This is a genomic window from Providencia rettgeri (genome assembly GCF_041075285.1).
Taxonomy (GTDB): Bacteria; Pseudomonadota; Gammaproteobacteria; order Enterobacterales; family Enterobacteriaceae; genus Providencia; species Providencia rettgeri_G.
The window spans coordinates 2,902,114-2,925,988 of record NZ_CP163512.1 but is presented as its reverse complement, the minus strand read 5'-3'; the positions used below and the strand labels follow the sequence as shown (position 1 = coordinate 2,925,988).

Annotated in this window: 28 protein-coding genes; 19 read left to right on the top strand and 9 right to left on the bottom strand. The window is 41.1% G+C overall.

The genetic code is table 11. From position 1 onward, the window contains the following. Window position 1: 1 nt before the first annotated feature. From AB6N04_RS13350 to AB6N04_RS13320, 7 genes are all read right to left on the bottom strand, one after another. Window positions 2-580 carry a fimbrial-like protein gene (locus AB6N04_RS13350; protein WP_369308789.1) on the bottom strand — a complete coding sequence of 193 codons (579 nt, stop codon included), beginning with the start codon at window positions 578-580 and terminating at the stop codon, window positions 2-4. A gap of 57 nt (window positions 581-637) precedes the next feature. Further along, the gene (locus tag AB6N04_RS13345; protein WP_369308788.1) at window positions 638-1,219 is read right to left on the bottom strand and encodes a fimbrial protein; all 582 of its coding nucleotides are present in this window, start codon (window positions 1,217-1,219) and stop codon (window positions 638-640) included. Window positions 1,220-1,241: 22 nt separating this feature from the next. Further along, on the bottom strand, window positions 1,242-1,793 hold the full coding sequence (locus AB6N04_RS13340) for a fimbrial protein (protein WP_369308787.1): 552 nt from the start codon (window positions 1,791-1,793) through the stop codon (window positions 1,242-1,244). After that, the gene (locus AB6N04_RS13335; RefSeq protein ID WP_369308786.1) at window positions 1,777-2,502 is read right to left on the bottom strand and encodes a molecular chaperone; all 726 of its coding nucleotides are present in this window, start codon (window positions 2,500-2,502) and stop codon (window positions 1,777-1,779) included. Before AB6N04_RS13335 ends, AB6N04_RS13340 begins: the two co-directional genes overlap by 17 nt. An 86-nt stretch (window positions 2,503-2,588) precedes the next feature. Next, window positions 2,589-3,134 carry a fimbrial protein gene (locus AB6N04_RS13330; protein WP_369308785.1) on the bottom strand — a complete coding sequence of 182 codons (546 nt, stop codon included), beginning with the start codon at window positions 3,132-3,134 and terminating at the stop codon, window positions 2,589-2,591. Between the two features lie 446 nt (window positions 3,135-3,580). Beyond that, window positions 3,581-3,919: a helix-turn-helix domain-containing protein gene (locus AB6N04_RS13325; protein WP_369308784.1), complete on the bottom strand. Its 339-nt coding sequence runs from the start codon at window positions 3,917-3,919 to the stop codon at window positions 3,581-3,583. A gap of 917 nt (window positions 3,920-4,836) precedes the next feature. After that, window positions 4,837-5,397, bottom strand: coding sequence for an NADPH-dependent FMN reductase (locus AB6N04_RS13320; protein WP_369308783.1), 561 nt, complete (start codon window positions 5,395-5,397; stop codon window positions 4,837-4,839). A 318-nt stretch (window positions 5,398-5,715) separates the two neighbouring features. Here AB6N04_RS13320 and AB6N04_RS13315 point away from each other — a divergent pair, with 318 nt between their 5' ends. The 18 genes from AB6N04_RS13315 (at window position 5,716) to AB6N04_RS13230 (ending at window position 20,920) form a co-directional block, all read left to right on the top strand. Further along, window positions 5,716-6,288 (top strand): TetR/AcrR family transcriptional regulator, encoded by a 573-nt coding sequence (locus tag AB6N04_RS13315; protein WP_369308782.1) that lies wholly within the window; start codon window positions 5,716-5,718, stop codon window positions 6,286-6,288. A gap of 58 nt (window positions 6,289-6,346) precedes the next feature. Next, window positions 6,347-7,219 (top strand): winged helix-turn-helix domain-containing protein, encoded by an 873-nt coding sequence (locus AB6N04_RS13310; protein WP_369308781.1) that lies wholly within the window; start codon window positions 6,347-6,349, stop codon window positions 7,217-7,219. Further along, on the top strand, window positions 7,216-7,734 hold the full coding sequence (locus AB6N04_RS13305) for a FidL-like protein (protein ID WP_369308780.1): 519 nt from the start codon (window positions 7,216-7,218) through the stop codon (window positions 7,732-7,734). The genes AB6N04_RS13310 and AB6N04_RS13305 overlap by 4 nt, the downstream gene beginning before the upstream one ends. Before the next feature lie 626 nt (window positions 7,735-8,360). Next, window positions 8,361-8,639: a BMC domain-containing protein gene (locus tag AB6N04_RS13300; protein WP_004249182.1), complete on the top strand. Its 279-nt coding sequence runs from the start codon at window positions 8,361-8,363 to the stop codon at window positions 8,637-8,639. 20 nt (window positions 8,640-8,659) lie between these two features. Then, window positions 8,660-8,944 (top strand): BMC domain-containing protein, encoded by a 285-nt coding sequence (locus tag AB6N04_RS13295; protein ID WP_369308779.1) that lies wholly within the window; start codon window positions 8,660-8,662, stop codon window positions 8,942-8,944. Window positions 8,945-8,958: 14 nt separating this feature from the next. Then, a complete protein-coding gene (locus tag AB6N04_RS13290) occupies window positions 8,959-9,237 on the top strand; it encodes a BMC domain-containing protein (RefSeq protein WP_006658501.1) in 279 nt (92 codons plus the stop codon). Window positions 9,238-9,306: 69 nt separating this feature from the next. Then, window positions 9,307-10,920 carry an acetaldehyde dehydrogenase (acetylating) gene (locus AB6N04_RS13285; protein WP_369308778.1) on the top strand — a complete coding sequence of 538 codons (1,614 nt, stop codon included), beginning with the start codon at window positions 9,307-9,309 and terminating at the stop codon, window positions 10,918-10,920. Between the two features lie 26 nt (window positions 10,921-10,946). Continuing rightward, entirely contained in the window at window positions 10,947-11,204 is a 258-nt protein-coding gene (locus tag AB6N04_RS13280; protein ID WP_047757248.1) for a EutN/CcmL family microcompartment protein, read from the top strand. 8 nt (window positions 11,205-11,212) lie between these two features. After that, a complete protein-coding gene (locus AB6N04_RS13275; RefSeq protein WP_369308777.1) occupies window positions 11,213-12,343 on the top strand; it encodes an iron-containing alcohol dehydrogenase in 1,131 nt (376 codons plus the stop codon). Between the two features lie 58 nt (window positions 12,344-12,401). Continuing rightward, entirely contained in the window at window positions 12,402-15,833 is a 3,432-nt protein-coding gene (cutC, locus tag AB6N04_RS13270; protein WP_369308776.1) for a choline trimethylamine-lyase, read from the top strand. 78 nt (window positions 15,834-15,911) lie between these two features. Further along, complete coding sequence (cutD, locus tag AB6N04_RS13265) at window positions 15,912-16,862, top strand: choline TMA-lyase-activating enzyme (protein WP_369308775.1); 951 nt, start codon at window positions 15,912-15,914, stop codon at window positions 16,860-16,862. 13 nt (window positions 16,863-16,875) lie between these two features. Further along, window positions 16,876-17,292: a BMC domain-containing protein gene (locus AB6N04_RS13260; RefSeq protein ID WP_369308774.1), complete on the top strand. Its 417-nt coding sequence runs from the start codon at window positions 16,876-16,878 to the stop codon at window positions 17,290-17,292. Further along, window positions 17,289-17,933, top strand: a complete 645-nt coding sequence (locus tag AB6N04_RS13255; RefSeq protein WP_369308773.1) for a phosphate propanoyltransferase — start codon at window positions 17,289-17,291, stop codon at window positions 17,931-17,933. The genes AB6N04_RS13260 and AB6N04_RS13255 overlap by 4 nt, the downstream gene beginning before the upstream one ends. A 14-nt stretch (window positions 17,934-17,947) precedes the next feature. Further along, the gene (locus AB6N04_RS13250; protein ID WP_369308772.1) at window positions 17,948-18,637 is read left to right on the top strand and encodes a hypothetical protein; all 690 of its coding nucleotides are present in this window, start codon (window positions 17,948-17,950) and stop codon (window positions 18,635-18,637) included. Window positions 18,638-18,690: 53 nt separating this feature from the next. After that, the gene (locus AB6N04_RS13245; protein WP_369308771.1) at window positions 18,691-19,116 is read left to right on the top strand and encodes a multidrug efflux SMR transporter; all 426 of its coding nucleotides are present in this window, start codon (window positions 18,691-18,693) and stop codon (window positions 19,114-19,116) included. Window positions 19,117-19,138: 22 nt separating this feature from the next. Next, the gene (locus AB6N04_RS13240) at window positions 19,139-19,465 is read left to right on the top strand and encodes a multidrug efflux SMR transporter (protein ID WP_206083448.1); all 327 of its coding nucleotides are present in this window, start codon (window positions 19,139-19,141) and stop codon (window positions 19,463-19,465) included. Window positions 19,466-19,651: 186 nt separating this feature from the next. Continuing rightward, the gene (locus AB6N04_RS13235) at window positions 19,652-19,987 is read left to right on the top strand and encodes a tRNA-binding protein (RefSeq protein WP_369308770.1); all 336 of its coding nucleotides are present in this window, start codon (window positions 19,652-19,654) and stop codon (window positions 19,985-19,987) included. Window positions 19,988-20,218: 231 nt separating this feature from the next. Next, entirely contained in the window at window positions 20,219-20,920 is a 702-nt protein-coding gene (locus AB6N04_RS13230; protein WP_369308769.1) for an AraC family transcriptional regulator, read from the top strand. 2 nt (window positions 20,921-20,922) lie between these two features. On the opposite strand, the gene AB6N04_RS13225 is transcribed toward AB6N04_RS13230, so the two are convergent. Next, window positions 20,923-21,297 (bottom strand): DUF1992 domain-containing protein, encoded by a 375-nt coding sequence (locus AB6N04_RS13225; RefSeq protein ID WP_369308768.1) that lies wholly within the window; start codon window positions 21,295-21,297, stop codon window positions 20,923-20,925. 457 nt (window positions 21,298-21,754) lie between these two features. Between AB6N04_RS13225 and AB6N04_RS13220 the strand changes: the two genes are divergently transcribed. Beyond that, window positions 21,755-23,326, top strand: a complete 1,572-nt coding sequence (locus AB6N04_RS13220; RefSeq protein WP_369308767.1) for an AbgT family transporter — start codon at window positions 21,755-21,757, stop codon at window positions 23,324-23,326. A gap of 105 nt (window positions 23,327-23,431) precedes the next feature. On the opposite strand, the gene AB6N04_RS13215 is transcribed toward AB6N04_RS13220, so the two are convergent. Further along, window positions 23,432-23,839, bottom strand: a complete 408-nt coding sequence (locus tag AB6N04_RS13215; protein ID WP_369308766.1) for a DUF2628 domain-containing protein — start codon at window positions 23,837-23,839, stop codon at window positions 23,432-23,434. Between the last annotated feature and the right edge of the window lie 36 nt (window positions 23,840-23,875).

The following is a 23,875-nucleotide window of genomic DNA, read 5'->3' as shown; positions in this document are numbered from 1 at the left end:
ACTAGTCATATAAGAAACTAAACGTGACGGTTGCAGTGAGTTCACCATTTTGTAAATTGTCACTTGCAGTACAGGTGCCGCAGGCAAGAACGGCATTAAAATTGAGTGCGCTATTTAATCTCGCCACATCACTGGTTCCAGCAGATGGCCATGTTTTGATGGTAATAACCTCATTCCCCAATTTCGCTGTGTTGTCATTTGCATTAAAAACCGCATTTCCGGGCGTGGATAACCTAATTCCATAGCCTTTTGTGGTACTGGAAGCATCGGCATAGAGTTGCTCGTTGTTATCCGCCGTGAAGGTATTTCCTTGGACCGCAATTCTTGGTGTTAAAAAATAGCCCTGACAGCCGGATAGGGTTAAGGTGAATTGACTATTTTGTTTATTGTTTGGAATGGCATCGTCAGGTAATGGCGCTCCATTATTATAAGTGATAGTACTTGGCACCTTTACATCACAACTGCCACCATAAAAAAAGGCTGAAAATGAGAGTGTCGTTGAGGTACTTCCCGCCTGTAATTCACCGACTGGAAATAGCAACCCTACAATTACGCTAAAGAAAGAAAATTTTCGTATCATTGTTATTAACAGCCTTAGAAATCAAATTATTGCGAATGCCAGCCAATAGGCACGGGATCAGTTGTAGAAAAAATTAAACGTTAAAGAGGCTGTTAACTCGCCACCTTGTAAGTCATCGGCGGTACAGCTTCCGCAACTGACGGTTGCTTTCAGTGGAATGGTTCCATCCAATGTGCTGGCAAAGGTTTTGCTCCATTCTTTGGTGGCTAGTGCTGTGATTTTTTTATCTGTTGCGAGGTTTTTATTCTCGTTGAAGTTAGTATTGCCTTCTGTTGACAATAAAATGCCGTAGCCTGTGCTGGTGCTGCCGGCGCTCACAAACAGCGCTTTTCCTGAGGTATTGTCGGTGTCCCCTTCGATGGTTATCGAGGGTGTTAACCCGTAACCTTTACAGTCAGCAATGGTGAGATCAAAGGTTTCGCTGATATCACTTGTCTCGGTGATATCTTCCGCAGGGATCAGATCCCCATTACGAATAGCAACGGTCGGAGGCGCGCTAATTTGGCAGCCACCGCCGACGATGCTGGCGCTGATTTTAGTGGTCGCTGTTGTTGCTGCCATCGCAGATTGCCCCAAGCTTGCCGCACAGAATACGGTTGGGATGAGTAGGGAATAGAGTGACTTTTTAGTCAATATCATGGTGCGTTCCTATTTTTAGGGGTTACTGAAAAATAAGGTTAAATGTTAAAGACGCTGAAAATTCACCAGGAATAGCCTCCCCATCCACGGGTCCCACTAACCCCACCAGAAAGGTCTCTTCGGTTTGATGAGCGTTATCTTTAGTCAAGGGCGTTAAGGCAATCTGTTCACCCCGTTTAAAGGCTTTGCTTGTGTCATAAAAATCACTCAGGGAGAGCGGCGTGCCATCACTGAGACGTAACATAAACCCCGTACTGTTTGGGGTACCGTCTAGGAAAATGGTCCTTTCGTTATAGGGGGTATTTCCCTGTAATGTAATTTTAGGTGTTAGATTTCCGGTTTTATCCACACAGATAAATTGCGCTTTTAATGATTTAATTTCATGGGTGGTAATGGCACCGGTAAAATCGGATGTCCGCTTAGGCGTAAATTGCAATGAATTGGGAATGCGGATCTCGCACCCTACATCATCTGTAATACGTGCTTTTATCTCGGTATTTTCTGCCTGTGCGACTTGCCACCCATTCAGTAATATTGCAAACAAAACAATGGGTAATTTATTGAATTTGCGCATAAAACTTATCCTTCCCACCGTAGTCATTGATGGCCCTCCATTCAACCGAGCCTTGCTGTTGAACATGGGAGTAGGTGATGCTGCTAAATGGGGCAATCATGTTATTTCCCTTGGTCGCGCTTAGAGAAACGGGTTTATTAGCAATTTTTACGCTGTCTAAGGTGATGTAATACGGGGAAGGATTGGACACTTTAACCCCATTATTCACCCTCGAAAATGTCAGTGATTTCATTGCATGTTGCTGAGTCATTCCCAAGTTATTAGGGCGATAGAACAGCTTAATGACGTTACCCGTGGATACTTGCACTGCGCCATCAATATTATTTTGTGGCGTATTCAGCCCTTTTTCGCTGGTCGGCATCGCGACGGTGCGAAAATAAAAAATAGATTCTTTGTCTTGAGGCAGTGCCACACTGTTTTTCATTATGCGAACTTGATTGGTCGACCCTTTTTCTAAGCGGAATAAGGATGGTGTCACCACAAAAGGGGTTTCTCCTTGCTCTCCATAAGGGTTAAGCAAAATTTGTGCTTTGACCAAATAAGGCGTGAGAGATTGGTTCGAGCTGGTGATCCCCACACTTTTTCCGGTGGCGTTATCACTTTCTGAAAAGATAATTCGAGTAGTGTCGATAGCGATCCCTGCTATCGATGAGGCAGATAGCAATAGCAAGCCACCGCAGATCCCTTGCATAAATCGGTTATTTCGCATTTGTCTATCCTCATATCATTCATAATAAAAATGAGGTAAGACGGTGATGCTGTCTTACCTATATTGATAAAGTTAACTAAAGCGAATTAGTCAACGATATAAGCTACTAAGATTGGAGCGCTGTAAGAGCCGGCCTTTGGAGCATCTGTTGTTGTCGCCATACCGACTTTGAAGGTGTATTGCGCAGCGGTTTTACCTGCACCAATTTCAACTTTTGCACCATTACCGTTGGTGATGGTATTACCGTCTTTATCTTCGATCTTGAAACCAACAGTTTGTGAATCTGTCGCTACAAAGACGTCCTGTTGGTTGTTACCTACAGAGGTGATCCCTTGAATGATTAAGTTACCTTCTTCACCCTCAGCACAACCGACTAAAGTCACTGGCATATCCACTGTTTTAGAGGACATTGCGTTTACCGCTGAGAAGTCAGAGTCCGTTTCACCAACAGACGTTTTTAAAACCCCTACGTTTAAAACGGACTTACCGCCATTAATGGTGACGTCACAGGTTGTGTTGGTCAGAATGCCTTGCAAAGTGACTTCCGCAGAAGGTGCTGCCAATGTATTTAGACTTACTGCAGACAGACCCATAAATAATGCAGTAGAAAGTGCCGTTGTTTTAAATGACATAATTAAGATTCCTATTTTTATAAAGTTAAATAATTAAATTGATGATATAAAGGTCATATTCCATGTCGCAGTTTTGCAATAGATATATATATGCATATAACGCTCAATATTATCTATTCATCTAAGTCGAATTTAGATTGTGTCAGTTATAAACATTCAATTTAAAGATTACTAATTTCCTTTATTCTATTTCTTAGATATAAAGGGGTTATTCTCTTTTTTTATAAAGAGAATATTACCTTTATCCCAAATTAATACTTCATTGTATTTTTGACATAAAGCATGTTTAAAACGCAACTCATCACATTAATAAAATTTATATTTATTAATATGAATGGATTGCATCAATTATTTTAATATGGGTTAATGATTAATATTATTGGTTATTTAAAATCAACTGGTTATGTTTTTGAATATACTTGTGGTAAAAGTCAAAGGAGATATATCTATTCCATAAATTTATTTTTTAGCAATGAGATATCTTTGCTATCAACACTGCTTAGTTTAAATTTCATGATGGAAACTCGACTGATTGCTCGCTCTAAAAAATCTTGGATAGGCATCTTTAGTACACTTAAAACTTGTATTAGCATATCTATCGTGATGTTACAGATTCCTCGTTCATAACGAGACACTTGTTGTTGTGAAATATTGAGCAAATTAGCTAGTTCTTTTCCACTGAGTAAACGACGTTTTCGTAATAAATAAATTTCATATCCCACAGCTTTTGTATAAATAGTTATTCCCCTTTTATGAGAAGGGTTTTTATCATCTATTTCTATCATTGTATACATTCCTTCCAAACTGCATCACTTAATAAAAATCGTATTTAGGTGAATACGAAGGATTGGTGAAAACATTATATAAGGAAATAATTTCACTCCGTTATCTTCCAGCTAATATACGTGACGTTTTTTATAAAATCAAATAACGCAAATATAGAGTGATAAGTGAAAATATCGGATTAAACTCTTATGGTGAGTAATGTAAAATAATAAATCTAGCAATGGACGGGTTTAAGCAGGGTAAACCATTTAAGACCATCTTTATTTGCTAGTGATTTAGTCTTTTAAAGTTATATTTTGACGTGTAAAAAAGAATAAAATTCTAAGTTTTACATTTTTTAACAACTGGTAATCAAGATGTGAGTGAATCAATACCTTAGTGTCATAAAACTATCTTTTTTTAATATATTAGTACTTTATTTTCAATTGGTTGCAATTTTATTTTCAGTTATCGCTTTTGACTTAAGGTGTGTCAAAATGTTTCATTTAATTTGAATGGTAACAGTAGTTCTATTTTTAATAAGTTAAATTACCTAGCCTAAAATACTTATTTTTTCTTTGTGTTATCAATTTAGTTCAAAGGCAATCAATTTTAGACCGTCTAAATAGGATGCGCTGTGTTCAATATTTATGGAGTAGCTCTGCGTTCGTTGCAAGGCAAGAGCCTCTCAACGTAGCATCAAATGAATGAAATGTGCTTTAATCGAACTCGTGGGGTCAGCGTTTAGGTAAATTATTTGATTCAAATCGTCGTCAGTTAGCACGACGGATGCATTTATCCATTTTTTGGATTGCTTTTTGACCTTTTTTAGCGGTAAAGATAAACAACCCCTAGCAGTATACTGAAACAACTACTCCTTCACACACCAAAACTGACCCCGCCAAGCTCAGTGACCCAGCGGGGGGACATGATAGGCTTATTTATTCACCGCATTATGTGCCACAAACTGAACAAAAGTATCCGCCCACGGCTGTAAGAAATCTTTACTTTTCGGTGAAATATTGCCTTGCTCATCCACCATGCCGTCATACCATTTGAGGTAGCACTCAGGTTGGTTCATGGTAGGCATATTTAAAAAGGCGAGGCTATTGCGCAGATGCTGTTGGGCAACTGCCGTACTGATATTCCCAATAGAGACACCTAACACTCCTGCCGGAATCCCATTCCATGAGTTATCTCCCCAAGGACGTGAGCCTTGGTCAATGGCATTTTTTAGCACGCCGGGGATAGAACGATTGTACTCAGGGGTGGCAAAAATAATGCCATCACAGGCTTTAATTTGAGATTTAAAATTGGCGACGGTAGGGGGTACATTTTGGTCAGCATCTTGATTGTAGAGAGGAAGGTCGCCAATGTTGATAAAGTTGAATGAAAAATTGGCGGGAAATAACTTAGTTATAGCTTTAGCGACGATTAAGTTGTAAGAATCCGCACGTAAGCTACCCACAATAACACCAATATTATATTGTTTTGACATGGTAAAACCTCTTTTATCGACGGTTAGTCACAAATATGGCAAATAATTGGTACTTTGTCAGAATGTTATTTTACACCCATTATTAAACATCATAACCCGTATAGGTGTAAAAATAAGCTCAATTTTCAATTAGCCAAAACTGGAAAATTAAAATACCTATAATTTATTTGAAAAATTCAAATAAATTATAGATTTGTGGCTTATCTCAAATGGATATTGTGAGTCCTCTTCCACTATTTTGATTTAACCTTGAACAAATTAGGGTTACTTGATTTTGGTCAAAATGAAACATACCGACTGGTCGGTATCATCCATTGCATGAACAAAACAGCGCAACACAGAAAAAAAGATCCTATTAAACTCCAAGTGGAGTTACTCAAAGCGGCTCGAATTATTGCGGGTAGGGAAGGGATTTCTGCGTTATCGCTTAATGCGGTCGCGCGGGAAGCGGGTGTCAGCAAAGGGGGACTGATGCACCATTTCCCGAGCAAGCAAGAACTTATCCATGCACTATTTTTGCAATTACTGAGCATTATGGATGAGCGCATTAGCCTCATCATGGAAAACGATCCTAATGCTTATGGCCGTTTTTCCCGTGCGTATTTGCACTATATCAGCGAGCTTAAAGCGTCAGATGAAAGTTTCCAACTCGCATTACTATCTTTAGCAATGCCAAATGAGCCCGTATTGCGCAAATGTTGGCGTGATTGGGTACTGGGTCACTTAGCAAAAGGAGATGAGTTCGATAATAGCTATTTAGGGGCGCTGGTGCGGTATGGGGCGGATGGTTTGTGGTTATCCTCATTAACGGAGGGAGAAACGTTATCGAAACAAGAGCGTGATGCCATTATCAGCCGTTTAACGGCAATTTCGTTTGAAAAATTACCTTAATACCGATACGTAAATACCGAAAAACACCGTCATTATATAATAAAAACATGGGGCGACAGTGAAATATAAAATCAATGCTTTCATTATATATGATGCAGCTGATGGCACTTTATCTTTAAAAGAAGACGAAGTGGATACACAATTGTCTATTACCGCCAATGCACTACTCTACTATTTTATCCAAAATCGGGGGGTGGTATCCCGTGATGAGGTATTAAAAGCGGTGTGGGATGATAATGGGTTAGTCTCATCCAATAGTAATTTGAACCAATATTTGAGTTTATTACGAAAAGCATTTCGTCAGTATGGTATTGAAAATATTATTGTTACGGTGGCGAGAGGGCGATTAGAATTTAATTCAGAAGTGACGTTAGAAAGGCTGAATGCGGCTAAAACGCACCCCGCAGAATTGATTAAAAGCTTGAGTGAAATAGAGGATGCCGCAGTTGTATTATCGCCCGCTATTGAACCTGTCTCCGTTAATCCCCCCTTAACTGAACCTAAATTAGCAACGACTTCTCCGGTAAACCCTCCTAAACCAGTAACGAAAGCCAAAAAAGAAATGTGTTGGTATTTTGCCAGTGGCGCATTGTTGTTGTGCTCTATCTTATTATTAGTCATGGCTTATTTATCTAACCAGCCATCCCAACCGATTAATATGACCGTGCTAGAACATGCTAATTGTGATGTGCTTTCAAATGAAAAAATGATCAACGCCACTGTTGCGCAAAATTACGTGCAAAATTTTGACAAGGTAAGAAATAATTTAAATCTGGCCGGTGTTGAAAAAGAGCGATTCGTTTTCTTTTATGGGGATAAATTGCAAACCAATGGACTCGGTCGCGTATTTTTAGCCCATTGCGCGGTAAATGAAGACAATCCATTTAGCTATTGTGATAATTATTTTTATTATTCTTGGAAGCCATCATGAAAATACCCGGAAAAGTGTTATGTTTACTGAGTGCGTTGCTTTTCATTGTGGTGGTGATTTACACGCAATCCATTTTATTTTCCAATAAGCAAGATGGCTTAATGGTGTGCTCTACCAAAGGCATCATGCGTTTTGAAAATATGAAAGACGAAAACGTCAATGGCAATATTCATTTTAATTTTGGGGGGAATGGCAAAGGCTCTATTGTTGTTGAAGGTTATACAGATTCTAAAGCGGGATGGTTGTATCTACAGCGCTATGTGAAATTTAATTATACGACTAAACGCATTTCCCCAACGGAACGCCATTATAATATTAGCCAATGGGAATCGAGCGCCTCTTCCATTGATGAATCTCCTGATGTAATTTTTGACTACTTTATGCGGGAGATGTCAGATAGCCATGATGGCTTATTTCTTAACGCTCAAAAGCTAAATGATAAAGCATTGCTATTAAGTTCAATAAACTCCCCGCTCTATATCTGCACATTAAAGCCAGGTAGCAAATTTGATTAATTGAATAGAGCCTTAGTGTGTAAAAAGACGCCTATTATCCTGTCTATTCTTTAGCTCTTCTCTCCTTCTTTGGGCTCTAAAATTGCCTCAAGTGATCTGTACCTTTAACGTTATTCGTGCACGATTATCCGGTGAACTTCTTGCTTCGGTTAAGTCTATTTTTCTTGGCGTTAAATGTAAAAGATGATCTTCATTTGCGAGTAAAGCTTATAAACCAGTGAGCCATTCCACAGTTATGATCGCGTAAATTACCCCTCGGTATCAGCTTAATAATATCTTGTTAACAATCTCCCTTGATTAATACCTAAGCTAATTTTGCTGCTTTTTATTCACCAGATAGATACGTGAATTTTTTATTTTTCCAGCATAGTTATATAAATGAACCATCATTTTAATATAAATATTAGTTTAATATTCTGAATATCTTCCTTTTGCCAATTTATATTTTGTTTTTATTTTTCGACTCTATAGTGAATTTGAAGCCAAAGGCTGCGTTCAATTAATCACCGCGCAGATACTGTTGGCGCAAATGATTACCTCGGTTCTTCAAGAAACATGTATTCGGACACATCAACTTAAAGAGCGCGGTAAAGAAAAATAAAGAAGGCTTCTCGGAGGAAATAACAATGGGTGATGCATTAGGTCTTATCGAAACTAAAGGTTTGGTGGCTTGCATCGAAGCGGCGGATGCCATGTGTAAAGCCGCAAATGTTGAGCTAATCGGTTATGAAAATGTGGGCTCAGGCCTCGTGACAGCAATGGTCAAAGGTGACGTTGGCGCAGTCAAAGCAGCGGTTGATTCAGGTGTTGAATCTGCTCAGCGTGTTGGCGAAGTCGTGACATCGCTCGTTATTGCTCGTCCACATAACGATATCAACAAAATCGTGATTAAACATAAGGCATAACTTTTTCCGGAGGAAAAAACATGGGTGACGCATTAGGTCTTATCGAAACTCAAGGGTTAGTTGCCTGTATTGAAGCGGCTGACTCAATGTGTAAAGCCGCAAATGTTGTACTGATTGGTTATGAAAATGTTGGGTCAGGTTTAGTGACAGCAATGGTGAAAGGGGATGTCGGTGCGGTAAAAGCCGCGGTCGATTCAGGGGTTGAATCAGCGTCTCGTATTGGCACGGTTGTGACATCTCTGGTTATTGCACGTCCTCACAGCGATATTCAGAAAATCGTCGCCCAGTATAAAGTCTCGGAATAAAAAGGAAATCACTTATGAAAGAAGCACTTGGGTTAATCGAAACCAAAGGTTTAGTGGCCTGTATTGAAGCCGCTGATGCCATGTGCAAAGCCGCCAATGTAGAACTGATTGGTTATGAAAATGTCGGTTCAGGGCTGGTGACTGCGATGGTCAAAGGCGACGTCGGTGCGGTTAACGCAGCGGTAGAGTCCGGCGTTGAAGCGGCAAAACGTGTTGGTACTGTCGTGACATCACGGGTGATCGCAAGACCACATAACGATATCGGCAAAATTGCGCAGCAGCACAAAGCCTAAGTTGTTGGCTAATCAGTCAATAAAACCACAAGTTAATGAGTTAATTTTGACTCCGATACGGGGGAAGACATGGTTGCATTAGATAAAGATCTGCAATCCAGACAACTGGCAAGAGAGCTAGTGAGAAATGCGAAACAAGCGCAGAAGGTATTTGCGACGTTTTCGCAGGAAAAAATCGACAGTATCGTTAAACACATCGCTATTGAATCCGCCCTTCACGCTGAAGAGCTGGCGAAAATGGCCAATGAAGAGACTGGTTTTGGTAAGTGGCAAGATAAAGTCCTGAAAAATACCTTCGCTTCAATGCGTGTTTATGAGTACATAAAAGATCTGAAAACCGTTGGCATCATTAATGATGACAAGATCAACAAAGTCATGGATGTGGGGGTTCCTTTAGGGGTGATCACGGCACTGGTGCCATCGACAAACCCGACATCTACCATCATCTACAAAACGTTGATTGCCTTAAAAGCAGGTAACGCAATTGTCTTCTCCCCTCATCCCAATGCTAAAGCTTGTAGCTTGCGCACGTTAGATATTGTGAAAAAAGCGGCATTAGAAGCGGGGGCTCCAGCCGGGATCGTTGATGGCATCACGATGTTGACTCTCGAAGCGACTAAAGAGTTGATGCACAGCAAAGATGTTTCCTTAATTTTAGCCACGGGTGGGGAAGGCATGGTGCGTGCAGCGTATGCATCGGGTACGCCGACAATTAGTGGTGGTCCAGGAAATGGTCCTGCCTTTATTGAACGTAGTGCCAATATCAAACAAGCGGTGAATGACATTATCACCAGCAAAACGTTTGATAACGGTGTGATTTGTGCGTCTGAACAATCGATTATTGTTGAACGTTGCATTTATAACGAAGTGCATCGCGAGTTGCTCGCACAAGGCGCTTACTTTATGAATGAAGACGAAGCGGCGCGCATGGCATCAATGTTACTGCGGGCAAACGGCACCATCAACCCTGAAGTGGTTGGAAAAGATGCTATTACTTTGAGTCAGCGAGCAGGATTTTCGGTACCTGCCAATACGCGCGTTCTTATTGCCTTACAGGAAACCGTCTCACCTAAAAACCCGTATTCACGTGAAAAACTCTGCCCAATTTTAGGGATGTATATTGAAGAAGATTGGCAATCTGCCTGCCATCGTGTTGTGGATTTGCTGACTAACGAAGGGTTAGGCCACACCTTGGTGATCCACACGCAAAATGAAGATGTGATCCGCCAATTCTCTCTTGAAAAACCCGTTAACCGCATTTTGATAAATACCCCTGCGGCACTAGGTGGTATTGGGGCAACAACCAATATTACACCGGCATTAACGTTAGGTTGCGGTGCAGTGGGGGGGGGCTCGAGTTCAGATAACGTCGGGCCAATGAACTTGCTAAACATTCGTAAAGTGGGCTATGGCGTGCGTTCTATTGATGATTTAAGGCAACCTGCGAAGGCGTGTGCAGTTGCTCAACCGGCAGCATCAATAGGGGGGAATCAATCGCAAATCAGCATTTTAGATGATGATCGTTTCCGCCAACCTGTCGCGGCATCTTCACCGGTTTCTAACTCGGCAGATGACCGTTTTAGTCCGGCGGCAATGACGGAAGCCCTTGTGTCCCAAGGTGATATCACCGAGGAAAACGTTGAGCAAATTATCAAGGCCGTTCTCGGTCGCCTAAATAAGTAACTCATTGAAATAAGGCGGTATAAACCATGATTTTGGCAAAAGTAATCGGACATGTTGTCGCAACGCAGAAATGCCAAGAGCTTAGTGGAAGCAACTTACTGATGGTTGCAGCGCTAGGGGATGACCTTGAACCGTTGAAAGACCGAACGTATGTGGCGGTAGACAGCGTCGGTGCCGGTATCAACGACATTGTGTTAGCAGAAGCGTACTTTGCGTTGAACAAAGACAAATACAAGGCCATGTCAGTGGTTGCTATTGTCGAGAAGGTTTATACCAAGGAGTAAAGAACAGCATGAATCAATTTCTCATTAAACCGCGAGTCCAATTCGGTGCTAACGCACTGGATTTTATCTCACAAATGCAGGCTCAGCAGGTATTTATCGTCACCGATAAAGCCATGGTGAAATTTGGCCTAGCCGATGAAGTGACTCGTCGATTAACTCGTTCAGGCATTGCTTTTTCAATGTATGACGATGTTCTGCCTGATCCGGATATTTCAGCCATCGTAAAAGGCATGAAAGTCATGGATGTGCAATACCCCGATGTGGTGATTGCCTTGGGTGGTGGCTCAGTGATTGATGCGGCGAAAGCCATTATTTACTCCTTATGGCACACGAAAAACGACGCCAATCGGGCAAAACCGCAGTTTATTGCGATCCCAACGACTAGCGGTACAGGCTCTGAAGTCACCAGCTTTTCAGTGATTAAATCTCACTCTGAAAAGCTGGTGTTAGTGGATGAGTTTATGTTGCCCGATGTGGCGATCCTTGACCCTGTTTTAGTGAAATCCGTGCCTGCTTCAATTACTGCGGATACGGGCATGGATGTGCTTTGCCATGCATTAGAAGCTTACGTTTCCCGTACTGCATCTGATTTTTCTGATGCGCTAGCAGAAAAAGCCGTGCAGCTGGTTTTTGGTCATTTGATTGACTGTTACCGCGAAGGCGGCAACTTACTTGCTCGCGAAAAAATGCATAACGCCTCTTGCATTGCAGGAATGGCATTTACCAATGCGTCTTTGGGGATCACACATAGCTTAGCCCATGCATTAGGTGGTGTATTTCATATTCCTCATGGTCGTGCCAATGCCCTATTGATGACGCACGTAGTGGCATTTAATGCCGAGTTAGAGGGGCGTTGTGATAGTGATGCGGCGAAGCGTTATGCGCACCTTGCGAAGTGCTTGAATTTACCTGCTTCTAACGTACGAGAAGGTGTTGAAAGCCTAATTATGGCAATCAACGTGTTGAAAGATGAAATGAATATGCCAAAAGGCATTCAAGCTACAGGGATTTGTGAAACCGATTTTAACGCCCGTTTAGGGGAAATGGTTGGGCAAGCACTGCGTGATAGTTGCACTCCGACCAATCCACGGGATGTGAACCAAGTGCAACTTGAAACGCTATATCGGCAATCTTTTTAACAGCAAATGCTGTTAGGTGATGAACAACAAACTAGAACGAACATCAGGATAAGCTAACATGACTAAATATGCTCTGACCCCACGCGTAAAAATGCTGGCTGAACGCTTAACTGCCCGCAATAGCTCAATTATTACTGAACGCGCCAATATTTTAGAAGCACTGGAAAGCCAGCTTTCAGGTGCACCGCAGGCAATTAAACCAGCTCAACGTTTTTATGAATTTATTCGCCATTTTCCTGTATTTATTGCGCAAGATGAATTGATTATTGGTAGCCAATCGTCGACACCACGTGGTGCAATTTTTTTCACTGAAAACGAAATTCACAGTAACAGCATTTACACATTCTTAGCCGGGGACAGTACAGTGGATTCCCCTGACTATTTAGCGGTGCTGAATATCGGTTTTTTAGAAATTAAATCTCAACTGGAAAACCGAGTCAGAAACATCGGCAGCGCAGTCAGTCGCAATAGTATTGATGAGGCAAATAATTGCCGAGCTGCAATTTATGCATGTGATGCTGCTATTCACTTTGCGCAATCCCTTGCCTCTAAAGCCGAAAGTATGGCCGCGGTTGAATCAAACCAGTATCGTCGGTTAGAACTGCAAGAAAGTGCGGCGATTTTACGTAATGTACCCGCTAAACCTGCACAAACCTTTAAAGAAGCTTGCCAAGCGTTTTACTTATTACAGCTTATTTTACATCTAGAAAATGGCAGCTACGCAGTTAATCCAATGGGCTTTGACAAAGCGGTTTATCCATTCTACCAACGGGATATTGAACAAGGTCGTTTAACCCCTGCACAAGCGTATGAAGTGGTTGAAAGTTTATGGCTGAAATTGGCTGAACTTTCCGAAGTGCGCTCGACAAAAATGGTGGATGGTTACCCAATGTTTGATGCATTAAAAGGTGGCGTGTATTTAACCGACCCTCGAGTCTGCATTAACGAATTATCCGCCATGATGTTATCGGCGCATGAAAATATCATGGCCGTTAATAATAGCTTAAAAGTACGCTTATATTGTGGCCAAGTCAGTACCCAGCCGCAATATTCTGCGCCGAATGCCAGTTATGTTGCACCATCTGCACACGCTGAGGCTGAATTCAACGTTATGGAAGGGCTGACGCCTCGTTTACAACGCCTGCGTAACCGTTATTTGGAAGCGCGCCCAAGCGTCTCTATTTACCGCGCATTAGCGTTTACGGAAGTTGTTAAAAATAATCCTGGTTTACCGCCTATTTTATTACGTGCAAAAGCATTTCGCCGCGCATGTGAAACGGCACCTATCTTAATTCAACCAGAAGAGTTAATTGTTGGACATCCATGTGGTAAACCACGTGCAGGTGCGTTCTCCCCTGATATCGCATGGCGTTGGGTAGTCGATGAACTTGACACCATGAGCACTCGTCCACAAGACCCATTTGTTATCTCTGAAGAAGACAAAAAAGTGATCCGTGAAGAGATAGCACCATTCTGGAAAGGTCGCTCATTAGATGAAATCTGTGAAGCCCAATACCGTGAAGCAGGTGTGTGGGAGTTTAGCGGTGAAACATTTGTCAGTGACTTGTCGTATCACCAAATTAACGGTGGTGGTGACACTTGCCCAGGTTATGACGTCTTGCTATTTACCAAAGGTATGAATGGCATTAAAGCAGATGCTCAGGCGAAACTGGCTGAGCTCAGCATGGAAAACCCGGATGATATCGACCGTATCTATTTCTATAAAGCCTCCATTGAAACATGTGAAGGTGTTGTGGCTTACGCACACCGCATTGCAGAACATGCGCGTGAATTGGCAGCAAAAGAAACGGATCATAAACGCCGTGAAGAGTTACTGACTATTGCACAAGTAAACCAAAATGTGCCTGCCAACCCGCCAGTAACCTTGCAAGAAGCACTGCAAAGCATTTGGACAGTAGAATCCTTGTTTGAAATTGAAGAAAACCAAACGGGACTATCTTTAGGTCGTCTCGACCAATACTGCTTGCCAATGTATGAAAATGACATCAAAACAGGTCGCTTAACGCAAGACCAAGCTTTAGAAATGATGCAGGCGTTTATCATCAAATGTGCTGAGTTAATGTGGATGTCCAGTGAGTTAGGTGCGAAATATTTCGCAGGTTATCAGCCGTTTATCAACTTAACGGTCGGCGGGCAAAAACGTTCAGGCGGCGATGCTTGTAATGACCTGACCTATTTAATTATGGACGCTGTGCGCTTCGTTAAAGTGTACCAGCCATCACTGGCTTGCCGTATTCATAACCAATCACCACAAAAATACATGGAAAAAATTGTCGATGTTGTAAAAGCCGGTATGGGGTTCCCTGCCTGCCACTTCGATGATTCCCATATCAAAATGATGCTACGCAAAGGTTTTGATTTTGAAGATGCACGGGACTACTGCTTGATGGGCTGTGTTGAACCACAAAAATCAGGCCGAATTTATCAATGGACATCAACAGGTTACACACAATGGCCAATTGCCATTGAGTTTGTATTAAACCGTGGTCGTATGGTGCTATTCGATAGCTACCAAGGCTTAGATACGGGGGATCTTCGTGAACTGAGAACATTTGAAGATTTTGATCGGGCAGTAAAAGAGCAAATTGCTCATATTATCCGCTTATCCGCCGTGGGTACGGTGATCAGCCAACGCGTACACCGTGACGTTGCGCCAAAACCATTAATGTCCTTGCTGGTGGAAGGCTGTATGGAAAAAGGGAAGGACGTTGCGGCAGGTGGGGCGATGGTTAACCACGGTCCAGGATTGATTTTCTCTGGTCTTGCGACTTACGTCGACTCTATGGCAGCAATTCGCAAACTGGTTTATGAAGATAAGCGCTACACCCTTGAGCAAGTGCGTGACGGTCTGTTAGCTAACTTTGAAGGTTATGACGAACTACGTCGCGACTGCTTGAATGCACCAAAATTTGGTAACGATGACAACTATGTTGACCAATATGCGCTGGATATTACTGAGTGGACAGAGCGTGAATGCCGTAAATACAAGATGTTGTATTCCACATTCAGTCACGGAACTTTATCGATTTCGAATAATACACCAATCGGTGAACTAACCGCAGCGAGTGCCAACGGGCGTTTAGCATGGATGCCATTATCTGATGGTATCAGCCCAACGCAAGGTGCGGATAAACAAGGGCCAACCGCCATCATTAAATCCATCAGTAAGATGAATGTAGAAACAATGAACATCGGTATGGTGCATAACTTCAAGTTCTTAAAAGGCTTGTTGGATACCCCTGAAGGCCGCCACGGCTTAATTACATTGCTAAGAACCGCCTCTATTTTAGGTAACGGGCAAATGCAATTTAGCTATGTTGATAATGAAATGCTGAAAAAAGCACAGCAAGAGCCTGAAAAATATCGTGATTTAATCGTTAGGGTTGCTGGTTACAGTGCTTACTTCGTTGAACTGTGCAAAGAAGTTCAAGACGAAATTATCAGCCGTACCGTGATTGAGAAGTTCTAAACCGATATTGGCAGGTATGACGCCATACCTGCCATTTCAAAATAAAAACAATACATCTTTTCGTGGTTTTGAGGTGCGATGATGAGCGCGGCAGATATTAAAGGTCGGATATTTAATATCCAAAAATATTCCATTTATGACGGCGATGGTATCCGCACGCTGATCTTTCTTAAAGGGTGCAATATTCGCTGTCCTTGGTGTGCAAACCCTGAAGGGTTAAGCAGCCAGTTTCAAGTGATGTTCTCCCATGATAAATGCGTCAATTGTGGTAAGTGTGTTGATGTTTGTCCAACGGGTATCCATTACATGACAACCCATGATCATGGTGAACAAATTCACCGTGTTAATCGCAGCATTGATTGTATTGGTTGCCGTAAGTGTGAAGAGGTGTGTATTGGTGGAGCGCTAGACATTATGGGCAAAGATGTCACGGTCGCTGAAATGATGGAAATCATTATGCAGGATTATGATTTTTATATTTCTTCTGGTGGAGGTGTCACGATTGGGGGCGGGGAAATGAGCCTGCAAACCGATTTCGCCGTTGAACTGCTACGTGAATGTAAAAAAATGATGATCAATACCGCAGTCGAAACCCAAGGTACAACATCATTAGCAAATTATGAAAAGCTCGCTGAAGTCGTCGACTTATTTTTGTATGACATCAAACACATTGATAGTGCGCAGCATAAAAATATTTTTGGCATTGGTAACGAAAATGTACGCCGAAACCTTGAAAGGCTCATTGAGCTAGGTGCAAATGTGGTCGTGCGGATGCCTTTGGTTCGCGGTTATAACGATTCGTACGATGCGATCACGGGGGCTATTGAATACGCAATGGCGCTATCCAAACGCGGTAACGTAAAACGGATTGATATTCTACCTTATCACCAGTTGGGGCGAGGTAAATATGACAAATTAGACATGATTTACCCAGTGAAACAAGACCCAACCTATAGCGCCCAAGAGCTAGACCAATTGGAAGCGTTTTTTAAACAGTTTGATTTTGATATTCGACTGGTCCGTCACTAAGTAGGAGAGACAGATGAAAAGTTTAGGTGTGATTGAAACTCGGGGACTGACATCCGCTATACAGGCTGCTGATGCAGCGTGTAAAGCGGCTAGTGTAGAAATTGTCGGTTATCGGAAAATTGGTTCAGGTTTGGTATCCGTTTGTTTTCAAGGCGAGATCAGTGCAGTGCGTACTGCCGTCGATCACGGTATTGCTGTCATCGCCAACAACTCATTATTGGTCGGCTCATTAGTGATTGCACGCCCTGAAGAAAGTGTAATTACAAAATTGCTAACGGTGAAAAGCCAAAAGGGCGAGTTAGCAAAAAGCATTGAACATGTTGAAGTGCCACAACAAAAGCCAATGGCTGAGACAAAAGCTGAGCCAGCAGTGACGGAAAATAGCGTTAAAGAGTCGAAAAACGATCTGCGAAAAGGTAAAAAGTCATGATCAATGAGCAACTGATGGGCAAAATACTGTCTCGCCTTTCAACATACAACCCAGTAAACGAAATGCAATCAGCGATTGCGATCCCTGTAGGGGTTTCTAATCGCCATGTGCACCTTTCGCAGCAGGATGTCGAAGCCCTATTTGGTCAAGGCTATCAGCTCACACCGTTTAAAGATCTCAAGCAACCTGGGCAATTTGCCGCGAAAGAATGCGTGATGGTCGTTGGGCCAAAAGGCTCAATCAATAAAGTGAGAGTTTTAGGCCCTGTACGCCCCAAAAGCCAGCTAGAAGTGTCAAAAGCCGATTGTTTTGCCTTAGGCATTAAAGCGCCTGTAAGAGAATCTGGGGATTTAACCAATTCAGGCAGTGCATTACTGATAGGTCCTGCGGGGCATGTCAATCTTGTATCTCAAGTTATTTGCGCGCAAAGACATATTCATATGAACACGATAGATGCCAGAGCATTAAATGTGGTGAATGGTCAGACGGTCAATATTCGTACTGAAGGTGAACGCCGTTTAGTATTTGATGAAGTTGTTATTCGTGTGGATGAACGGTTTTCCCTTGAATTTCATATTGATACGGACGAAGCCAATGCAGCGGGTCTGCGCAATAATGACAGCGTATTTATTGTCGGTTAAGGGATGGTGGCAAGGTGAACGAAAAACAGATTGAGCAGATAATTGAACAAGTTCTACGGCAGTTAAACCAACGGGTTCTTGTGGTGTTATCCCCTGTAGAAGGTTACCAACAGGCGATTTATCAAAGGCTAACGCAATTTTCATTGGTATCTTTTTCGTTCTATGCCACCCAATCAATGTCAACGACCCCTTATTTCGCACAGTGGTCAACATTGGGAACCATTTTAAATAAAGACACGTTGCAATTAAGTGCGTTAGGAAACTATCACTGCGTATTTTTGCCATTTATTGATGCTAAGGTAGTTGGGGAGGTCGCCAACGGTTTATTTACCAGGGAAGAAAGCCAACTTATTTTGCATGCTCTTGCGAAAGATATACCTGTATTCGCACTAAAAAACCATTGTTGCCCTGAAAGTGAACTCAACCAAATTCTAGGTTTAGATAAAAATAACCAATATAACAATCTTATTAAAGAAAATATGACGAAATTAATTTCATTGGGTGTGCAATTTAATACATTAAATGAAATAGAAGATAAGTTATTAAAAAATAAATTTAGTCAAAAAATGGAACCTAAAAATAACCATCATGAAAGTCGCTACATTACTTTAAATGAAGTAATGAAAAACCCTGGAGGGTATATTGCGAATGATAATAAATTAACAGATTCAGCTATCGATTATTTAAAGTCTTTAAAGAAATAAAATATCAAAATTAATTAATTTTAATTTATCTATTTATTGTAGGAGTATTATCTATGTCCCCTAAAGCAAAATCATGGCTTTGGATGCTGGCGGTTATTATTTCAGAAACCTCAGCAACCTCTACATTGAAAATGTTTGATAATAGTGAAGGAATTACAAAATCCTTACTATTGGCATTAATTGTCGTATTGTATGTTATTTGCTATTACTCACTTTCACGAGCAGTTAAATATATCCCTGTTGGCTTAGCGTATGCCACATGGTCAGGAACCGGGATCCTCATGGTATCTACCCTTGGGATGTTATTTTATGGGCAACATCCTGATACAGCGGCCATAATTGGTATGGTTGTGATTGCAAGTGGTATTGTGATCATGAATCTGTTCTCCAAAATGGGGGCAGATGAAGAAGAGAGCGATAAACCAAAACAAGAAACAAAAGAGTCACTGTTATCCGCCAATAATAAAGCCGTTCATTAATTAAAATTTAAGGGGAAACATCATGTTTACTGGATTTTTATGGTTAGCACTTTCTATTGGTTCTGAAATAACCGGAACTTCAATGATAAAAAAAACCAATAGCTTTAGTAAATTAGGACCATCCATCTTAGTCATTATTGCCTATTGTTTATGTTATTTCGCACTTACCCGTGCAATGGGGTATATTCCTGTAGGTGTTGCTTATTCATTATGGTGTGGATTTGGTATTGTTGGTGTGACGTTAGTTTCCATGATTTTATATAAACAAAAACCTGACTTCCCAGCTGTATTTGCCATGGGGTTAATTATCTCAGGTGGGATTATTATGAATACATTCTCAACCATGTAAGTTTTATTTGCTTCTTTATCTCGTTCATTGTTGGCCTTCAATTGTTTTTTATTGAGGGCTATTTTTTGCAGGTTACCTAAGTCGATTGATTTTTTCTCAATATAAAATGATTGCTTGGCGATAATGGCTTTTGTCTGTCCTATGCTAGTTTAATGCTCAATAGTGAATGAGTTTAGGAATGAAAATATGCAAATTATTGAATGGGATGATTTTACTCGTGTTGAAATGCGTGTTGGTACCATTATTAGTGCGGAATTGAACAGCAAAGCCAAGAAGCCTGCGTATGTGATGGAGGTTGACCTTGGTGAATTAGGCATCAAATGCTCCAGTGCACAAATTACAGTAAACTACACGCCTGAAAGTTTAATTGGTAAACGTATTTTGTGTGTGTGTAATTTTGCAGCCAAACGTATCGCAGGGATTAAATCCGAGGTGCTAATTACGGGGGCACCAGACGAGAAAGGGGCGATTGTGCTTGCTGAATTCAATTTACCTCTCCCTAATGGTGCGCGTTTAGCTTAATACTTGTCATAATTCATGTTATCGCGATGTTGGCTGTGCTCACCGACATAATTGTCTGTTCTTTGAGGGTTACACCTAACGATAACATGACTAATTTATCACGTGATATTTAGCCTTATTCCAGTATGAAAATAAGCTAAATCAACTTGTTAAACGGTTAAATACAGCGATTAAGATCGCCCCTTCAAAAAGTGGTATACTTTTATTCAATCAGTGAATAGGAGTTACCCTTTGCGCTTACCTGAATTGCATTTTCGACAATATTCTGACGAAGTGATTTCTCATCAACATGATGGGCAGTGGCAAGTCGTATTGTCGTTATCTGGGCAAATGGAAATCAACATGCATCGGCAGCATTTCCAATTAAATGCAGGGAAGGGGATCGTGATCCCACCCAGTGTGAGCCATGCGTTTAGTGGGAAAGAGGGTAATCAAAACTATGTATTAGAGATGCCAGACACGGCACAGTGGGCATTGGACGAAAAAATGACGCAGTTTGCGTTAACGCCTTCTGCCATTGGTCTACTCCATTGGTTGCAAAGCTTTCCGCAAGCGCCAGAAAATAATTTTGCGGTGGCGCGTTTATTACTCGCGCAATTAAAACCAGAAAGTAAGTGGATAGATGCGGTTTCTCAGTGGATTGAGACCCGGCTACACTTGCCAATTAGTTGTGAAGATATGGCATTTGCTTTTTGTATGTCAGTCAGCACGCTACAACGAAAAATTAAGGGAGAAACACACTTAACTGCAATGCAATTCATTCAACAAAAACGAATGGAAGCCGCAGGGAGTTTATTACTCACCAATAGCAGTATCGAAACCATAGCCCTTTGCGTGGGTTATGATTCTCATTCTGCATTTAGCCATGCATTTAAAAAATACTATGGCAAAACCCCTCTGGAATATCGAACGCAAGCTACACTACCTCGTTAATGCTATTTTGTCTGCTTTGTGATCTGTGTTGAAATGGCTTGAGAGTACTCACCCCGTAAAAAATCGGTACTGATACCAGCTTGCCTTAATTTTAATTCGAGTAATGCTAGCTGCTTACTCACATTGGCATAATTCGGGTCTTCAACCGAAAGCCCCTGAAGTAGATGACTAAGCGTTAACGCATCTTTTCTTTGCTGTAATTCTGCGGGCAAATACCCTGAATTTTTTAATAGACGATATCCCGCCCTGAGCTCAGGGGGAACTAAGCTATCATCCTCAAGATGTAGCGGTTTGCCTTCACCATTAAGCTGTGACAATTCGCCTTTATTTAAAGCCTCTTGGATATGGCGTTCCGCCCAGAGATCGATAACAGACATAATTGTGACTCCAAAAACGCATTTTAACCTATTATAACCTTGCCTATGTACTGATCAAAATGCGCGATATTATGCTTGTTATAGATATTTATTTCGAATAATTACCAAGGTTTTATCGAGCATTAACAAATAGAGGGTTAACTATTTTTGTAGGGTGAAGTGGCTAAAAGTTGAAGTTTTTTTAGTGATAAATAGTGAAAACCTACTCTAAATAATGTGAAAATTGTTATATTGAGCACATTTATGGAAAATAATTTTTAGTTTTAAATCTGGATTTAATGCTTGTCTTTAATTAAATATATGAAATTAATATCTAAATAGATTGTTTTATTTATTATTGTGCTGAATTTTATGTCCAGTTTGCATGAATTTTGTTGTTTTCTAGTTATCTATTTGTAAATAGCAAAAAATAAAAACATTGTGTAATGTCCATTTTTCTTGTTTATAAGGAGAAAATATGGAATTAAAGAAACAAGAAGGAAGCCGTTTTTTGCGAACGGTTGAGTGGTTAGGAAATGCTCTGCCACATCCTGTTATTTTGTTTATTATTTTGATTGCTATTTTATTAGTTTCCTCAGCAATTGGTCAGTACTTTGGGGTTAGTGTTGTTGATCCTCGTCCAGAAGGGGCTAAAGGACGGGCAGAAGACGGTATTATTCATATAGTTAGCTTACTAGATGCCGAAGGTATCCGTAAAATTCTTGCCAATATCGTGACCAACTTTACTGGCTTTGCGCCTCTGGGTACCGTGTTGGTCGCTTTACTTGGGGTAGGGATTGCAGAACGCGCTGGACTACTTTCCGCGGCAATGCGTTTAGTGGTGATTAAAGCGCCACGTAAATTAACCACAGCAGCAATTGTATTTGCAGGTATTATGTCAAATACTGCCTCAGAGCTTGGTTACGTTGTATTAATTCCCTTAGCGGCGATTATCTTTCATTCTTTAGGTCGTCATCCATTAGCAGGCCTTGCAGCTGCATTTGCTGGGGTATCCGGGGGGTATTCTGCAAACTTATTATTAGGTACTGTCGACCCATTACTTTCAGGGATCACACAACAAGCGGCTCAAATTATTGACCCAACTTATATCGTTGGCGCAGAAGCGAACTGGTACTTTATGTTCGCCAGTACCTTTTTAATTACCATTTTAGGTTATTTTATTACTGAAAAAATCGTAGAACCACAGCTAGGGCCATACACCGGTGGAGGTGTCGATGCTGACGAAGATAACTTGCGGGCTTCCGCAGAGTTAACGTCATTAGAGAAAAAAGCGTTATTTTGGGCATCAGTGACATTCTGGGGATTAGCCGCGATTTTAGCGCTGATGGTGATACCTGAAAATGGTATTTTGCGTAATCAAGAAACGGGATTAGTCAGTAATTCGCCATTCTTAAAAGGGATTGTTGTCTTTATTTTTATCTTTTTTGCGATCCCCGGTATTGTTTATGGGTTTATTGCCAAAAGCATGCGTTCCGATAAAGACATCGTTGATGCGATGGCTGCATCGATGAGCACGTTAGGCTTATATCTGGTTATTATTTTCTTTGCAGCTCAATTTGTTGCATTTTTTAACTGGACAAACATTGGTCAAGTTATTGCTGTAAAAGGTGCCAATTTTTTAAACAGTATCGATCTGCATGGTGGTGTATTGTTTATTGGCTTTATTCTGATTTGTGCATTTATTAATTTAATGATTGGTTCTGCATCGGCACAATGGGCGGTGACCGCGCCTATTTTTGTCCCAATGTTGATGCTCGCAGGTTATGCCCCAGAAACTATTCAGGCGGCATATCGAATTGGGGATTCCGTTACCAATATCATAACGCCAATGATGAGCTATTTTGGTTTGATTATGGCAATAGTGGTGAAATATAAAAAAGATGCAGGTATCGGAACGTTAGTTTCGATGATGCTACCATATTCGATCATTTTCCTGATCGGTTGGTCATTATTCTTTATTGTTTGGGTATTTGTTTTAGGTATTCCTGTTGGTCCAGGCTCACCAATATATTTTACGCCAGGAAGTTAAAGATTACTTGATATAGAAAAAGTGGTTTAATCCACAGTGGCCCCCAATAGTTGGAAAACAATTACTGGGGGTTTTTATTAACCATTTTGTAGTGATGTTTTAGCGTTACACCATACGGATCCCTTCAAACGGGTTCCAGCCATCAAGCCCTTTGGTTTCTTTTAGATAGTATGCATAGTTGGCAATCATCGCCCAAAGTGCTGAGATACCGATAGATAGCCCAGAATAAACCCCGTTAGGAATGGTTCCACCAATCATAAAATCAATGATATTAAGAACGATACCCAAACCAATAGATATCCCCAATAACACTAAACCTTTTTTCCATAACCCGAGAATTAAAAAATAAATAATGCCAAAGAAAAAAGCAAAAAAGTTCATACTAATCAGGATCCGTCCGCCGAATGATTCTGCTTTTAATGCGTCTTTATACGCAGGGGTATCGGGGGCTCCATGGGTATCAAAAAATTCAAAGCGCTTTTGCCATTTATTAGAGTATGGTTTCTGTTCCATTTTTCATCCATTAATTATATCGATATAAAGTCGTGG

Bases quoted from the DNA above. Each gene is read 5' to 3' on its own strand.
- AB6N04_RS13325 (WP_369308784.1), bottom strand. From the start codon at position 3,919: ATGATAGAAATAGATGATAAAAACCCTTCTCATAAAAGGGGAATAACT.
- AB6N04_RS13280 (WP_047757248.1), top strand. From the start codon at position 10,947: ATGATTTTGGCAAAAGTAATCGGACATGTTGTCGCAACGCAGAAATGC.
- AB6N04_RS13260 (WP_369308774.1), top strand. From the start codon at position 16,876: ATGAAAAGTTTAGGTGTGATTGAAACTCGGGGACTGACATCCGCTATA.
- AB6N04_RS13290 (WP_006658501.1), top strand. From the start codon at position 8,959: ATGAAAGAAGCACTTGGGTTAATCGAAACCAAAGGTTTAGTGGCCTGT.
- AB6N04_RS13275 (WP_369308777.1), top strand. From the start codon at position 11,213: ATGAATCAATTTCTCATTAAACCGCGAGTCCAATTCGGTGCTAACGCA.
- AB6N04_RS13285 (WP_369308778.1), top strand. From the start codon at position 9,307: ATGGTTGCATTAGATAAAGATCTGCAATCCAGACAACTGGCAAGAGAG.
- AB6N04_RS13255 (WP_369308773.1), top strand. From the start codon at position 17,289: ATGATCAATGAGCAACTGATGGGCAAAATACTGTCTCGCCTTTCAACA.
- cutD (WP_369308775.1), top strand. From the start codon at position 15,912: ATGATGAGCGCGGCAGATATTAAAGGTCGGATATTTAATATCCAAAAA.
- AB6N04_RS13315 (WP_369308782.1), top strand. From the start codon at position 5,716: ATGAACAAAACAGCGCAACACAGAAAAAAAGATCCTATTAAACTCCAA.
- AB6N04_RS13245 (WP_369308771.1), top strand. From the start codon at position 18,691: ATGTCCCCTAAAGCAAAATCATGGCTTTGGATGCTGGCGGTTATTATT.
- cutC (WP_369308776.1), top strand. From the start codon at position 12,402: ATGACTAAATATGCTCTGACCCCACGCGTAAAAATGCTGGCTGAACGC.
- AB6N04_RS13235 (WP_369308770.1), top strand. From the start codon at position 19,652: ATGCAAATTATTGAATGGGATGATTTTACTCGTGTTGAAATGCGTGTT.
- AB6N04_RS13340 (WP_369308787.1), bottom strand. From the start codon at position 1,793: ATGCGCAAATTCAATAAATTACCCATTGTTTTGTTTGCAATATTACTG.
- AB6N04_RS13225 (WP_369308768.1), bottom strand. From the start codon at position 21,297: ATGTCTGTTATCGATCTCTGGGCGGAACGCCATATCCAAGAGGCTTTA.
- AB6N04_RS13305 (WP_369308780.1), top strand. From the start codon at position 7,216: ATGAAAATACCCGGAAAAGTGTTATGTTTACTGAGTGCGTTGCTTTTC.
- AB6N04_RS13220 (WP_369308767.1), top strand. From the start codon at position 21,755: ATGGAATTAAAGAAACAAGAAGGAAGCCGTTTTTTGCGAACGGTTGAG.
- AB6N04_RS13215 (WP_369308766.1), bottom strand. From the start codon at position 23,839: ATGGAACAGAAACCATACTCTAATAAATGGCAAAAGCGCTTTGAATTT.
- AB6N04_RS13350 (WP_369308789.1), bottom strand. From the start codon at position 580: ATGATACGAAAATTTTCTTTCTTTAGCGTAATTGTAGGGTTGCTATTT.
- AB6N04_RS13295 (WP_369308779.1), top strand. From the start codon at position 8,660: ATGGGTGACGCATTAGGTCTTATCGAAACTCAAGGGTTAGTTGCCTGT.
- AB6N04_RS13335 (WP_369308786.1), bottom strand. From the start codon at position 2,502: ATGCGAAATAACCGATTTATGCAAGGGATCTGCGGTGGCTTGCTATTG.
- AB6N04_RS13345 (WP_369308788.1), bottom strand. From the start codon at position 1,219: ATGATATTGACTAAAAAGTCACTCTATTCCCTACTCATCCCAACCGTA.
- AB6N04_RS13320 (WP_369308783.1), bottom strand. From the start codon at position 5,397: ATGTCAAAACAATATAATATTGGTGTTATTGTGGGTAGCTTACGTGCG.
- AB6N04_RS13330 (WP_369308785.1), bottom strand. From the start codon at position 3,134: ATGTCATTTAAAACAACGGCACTTTCTACTGCATTATTTATGGGTCTG.
- AB6N04_RS13300 (WP_004249182.1), top strand. From the start codon at position 8,361: ATGGGTGATGCATTAGGTCTTATCGAAACTAAAGGTTTGGTGGCTTGC.
- AB6N04_RS13240 (WP_206083448.1), top strand. From the start codon at position 19,139: ATGTTTACTGGATTTTTATGGTTAGCACTTTCTATTGGTTCTGAAATA.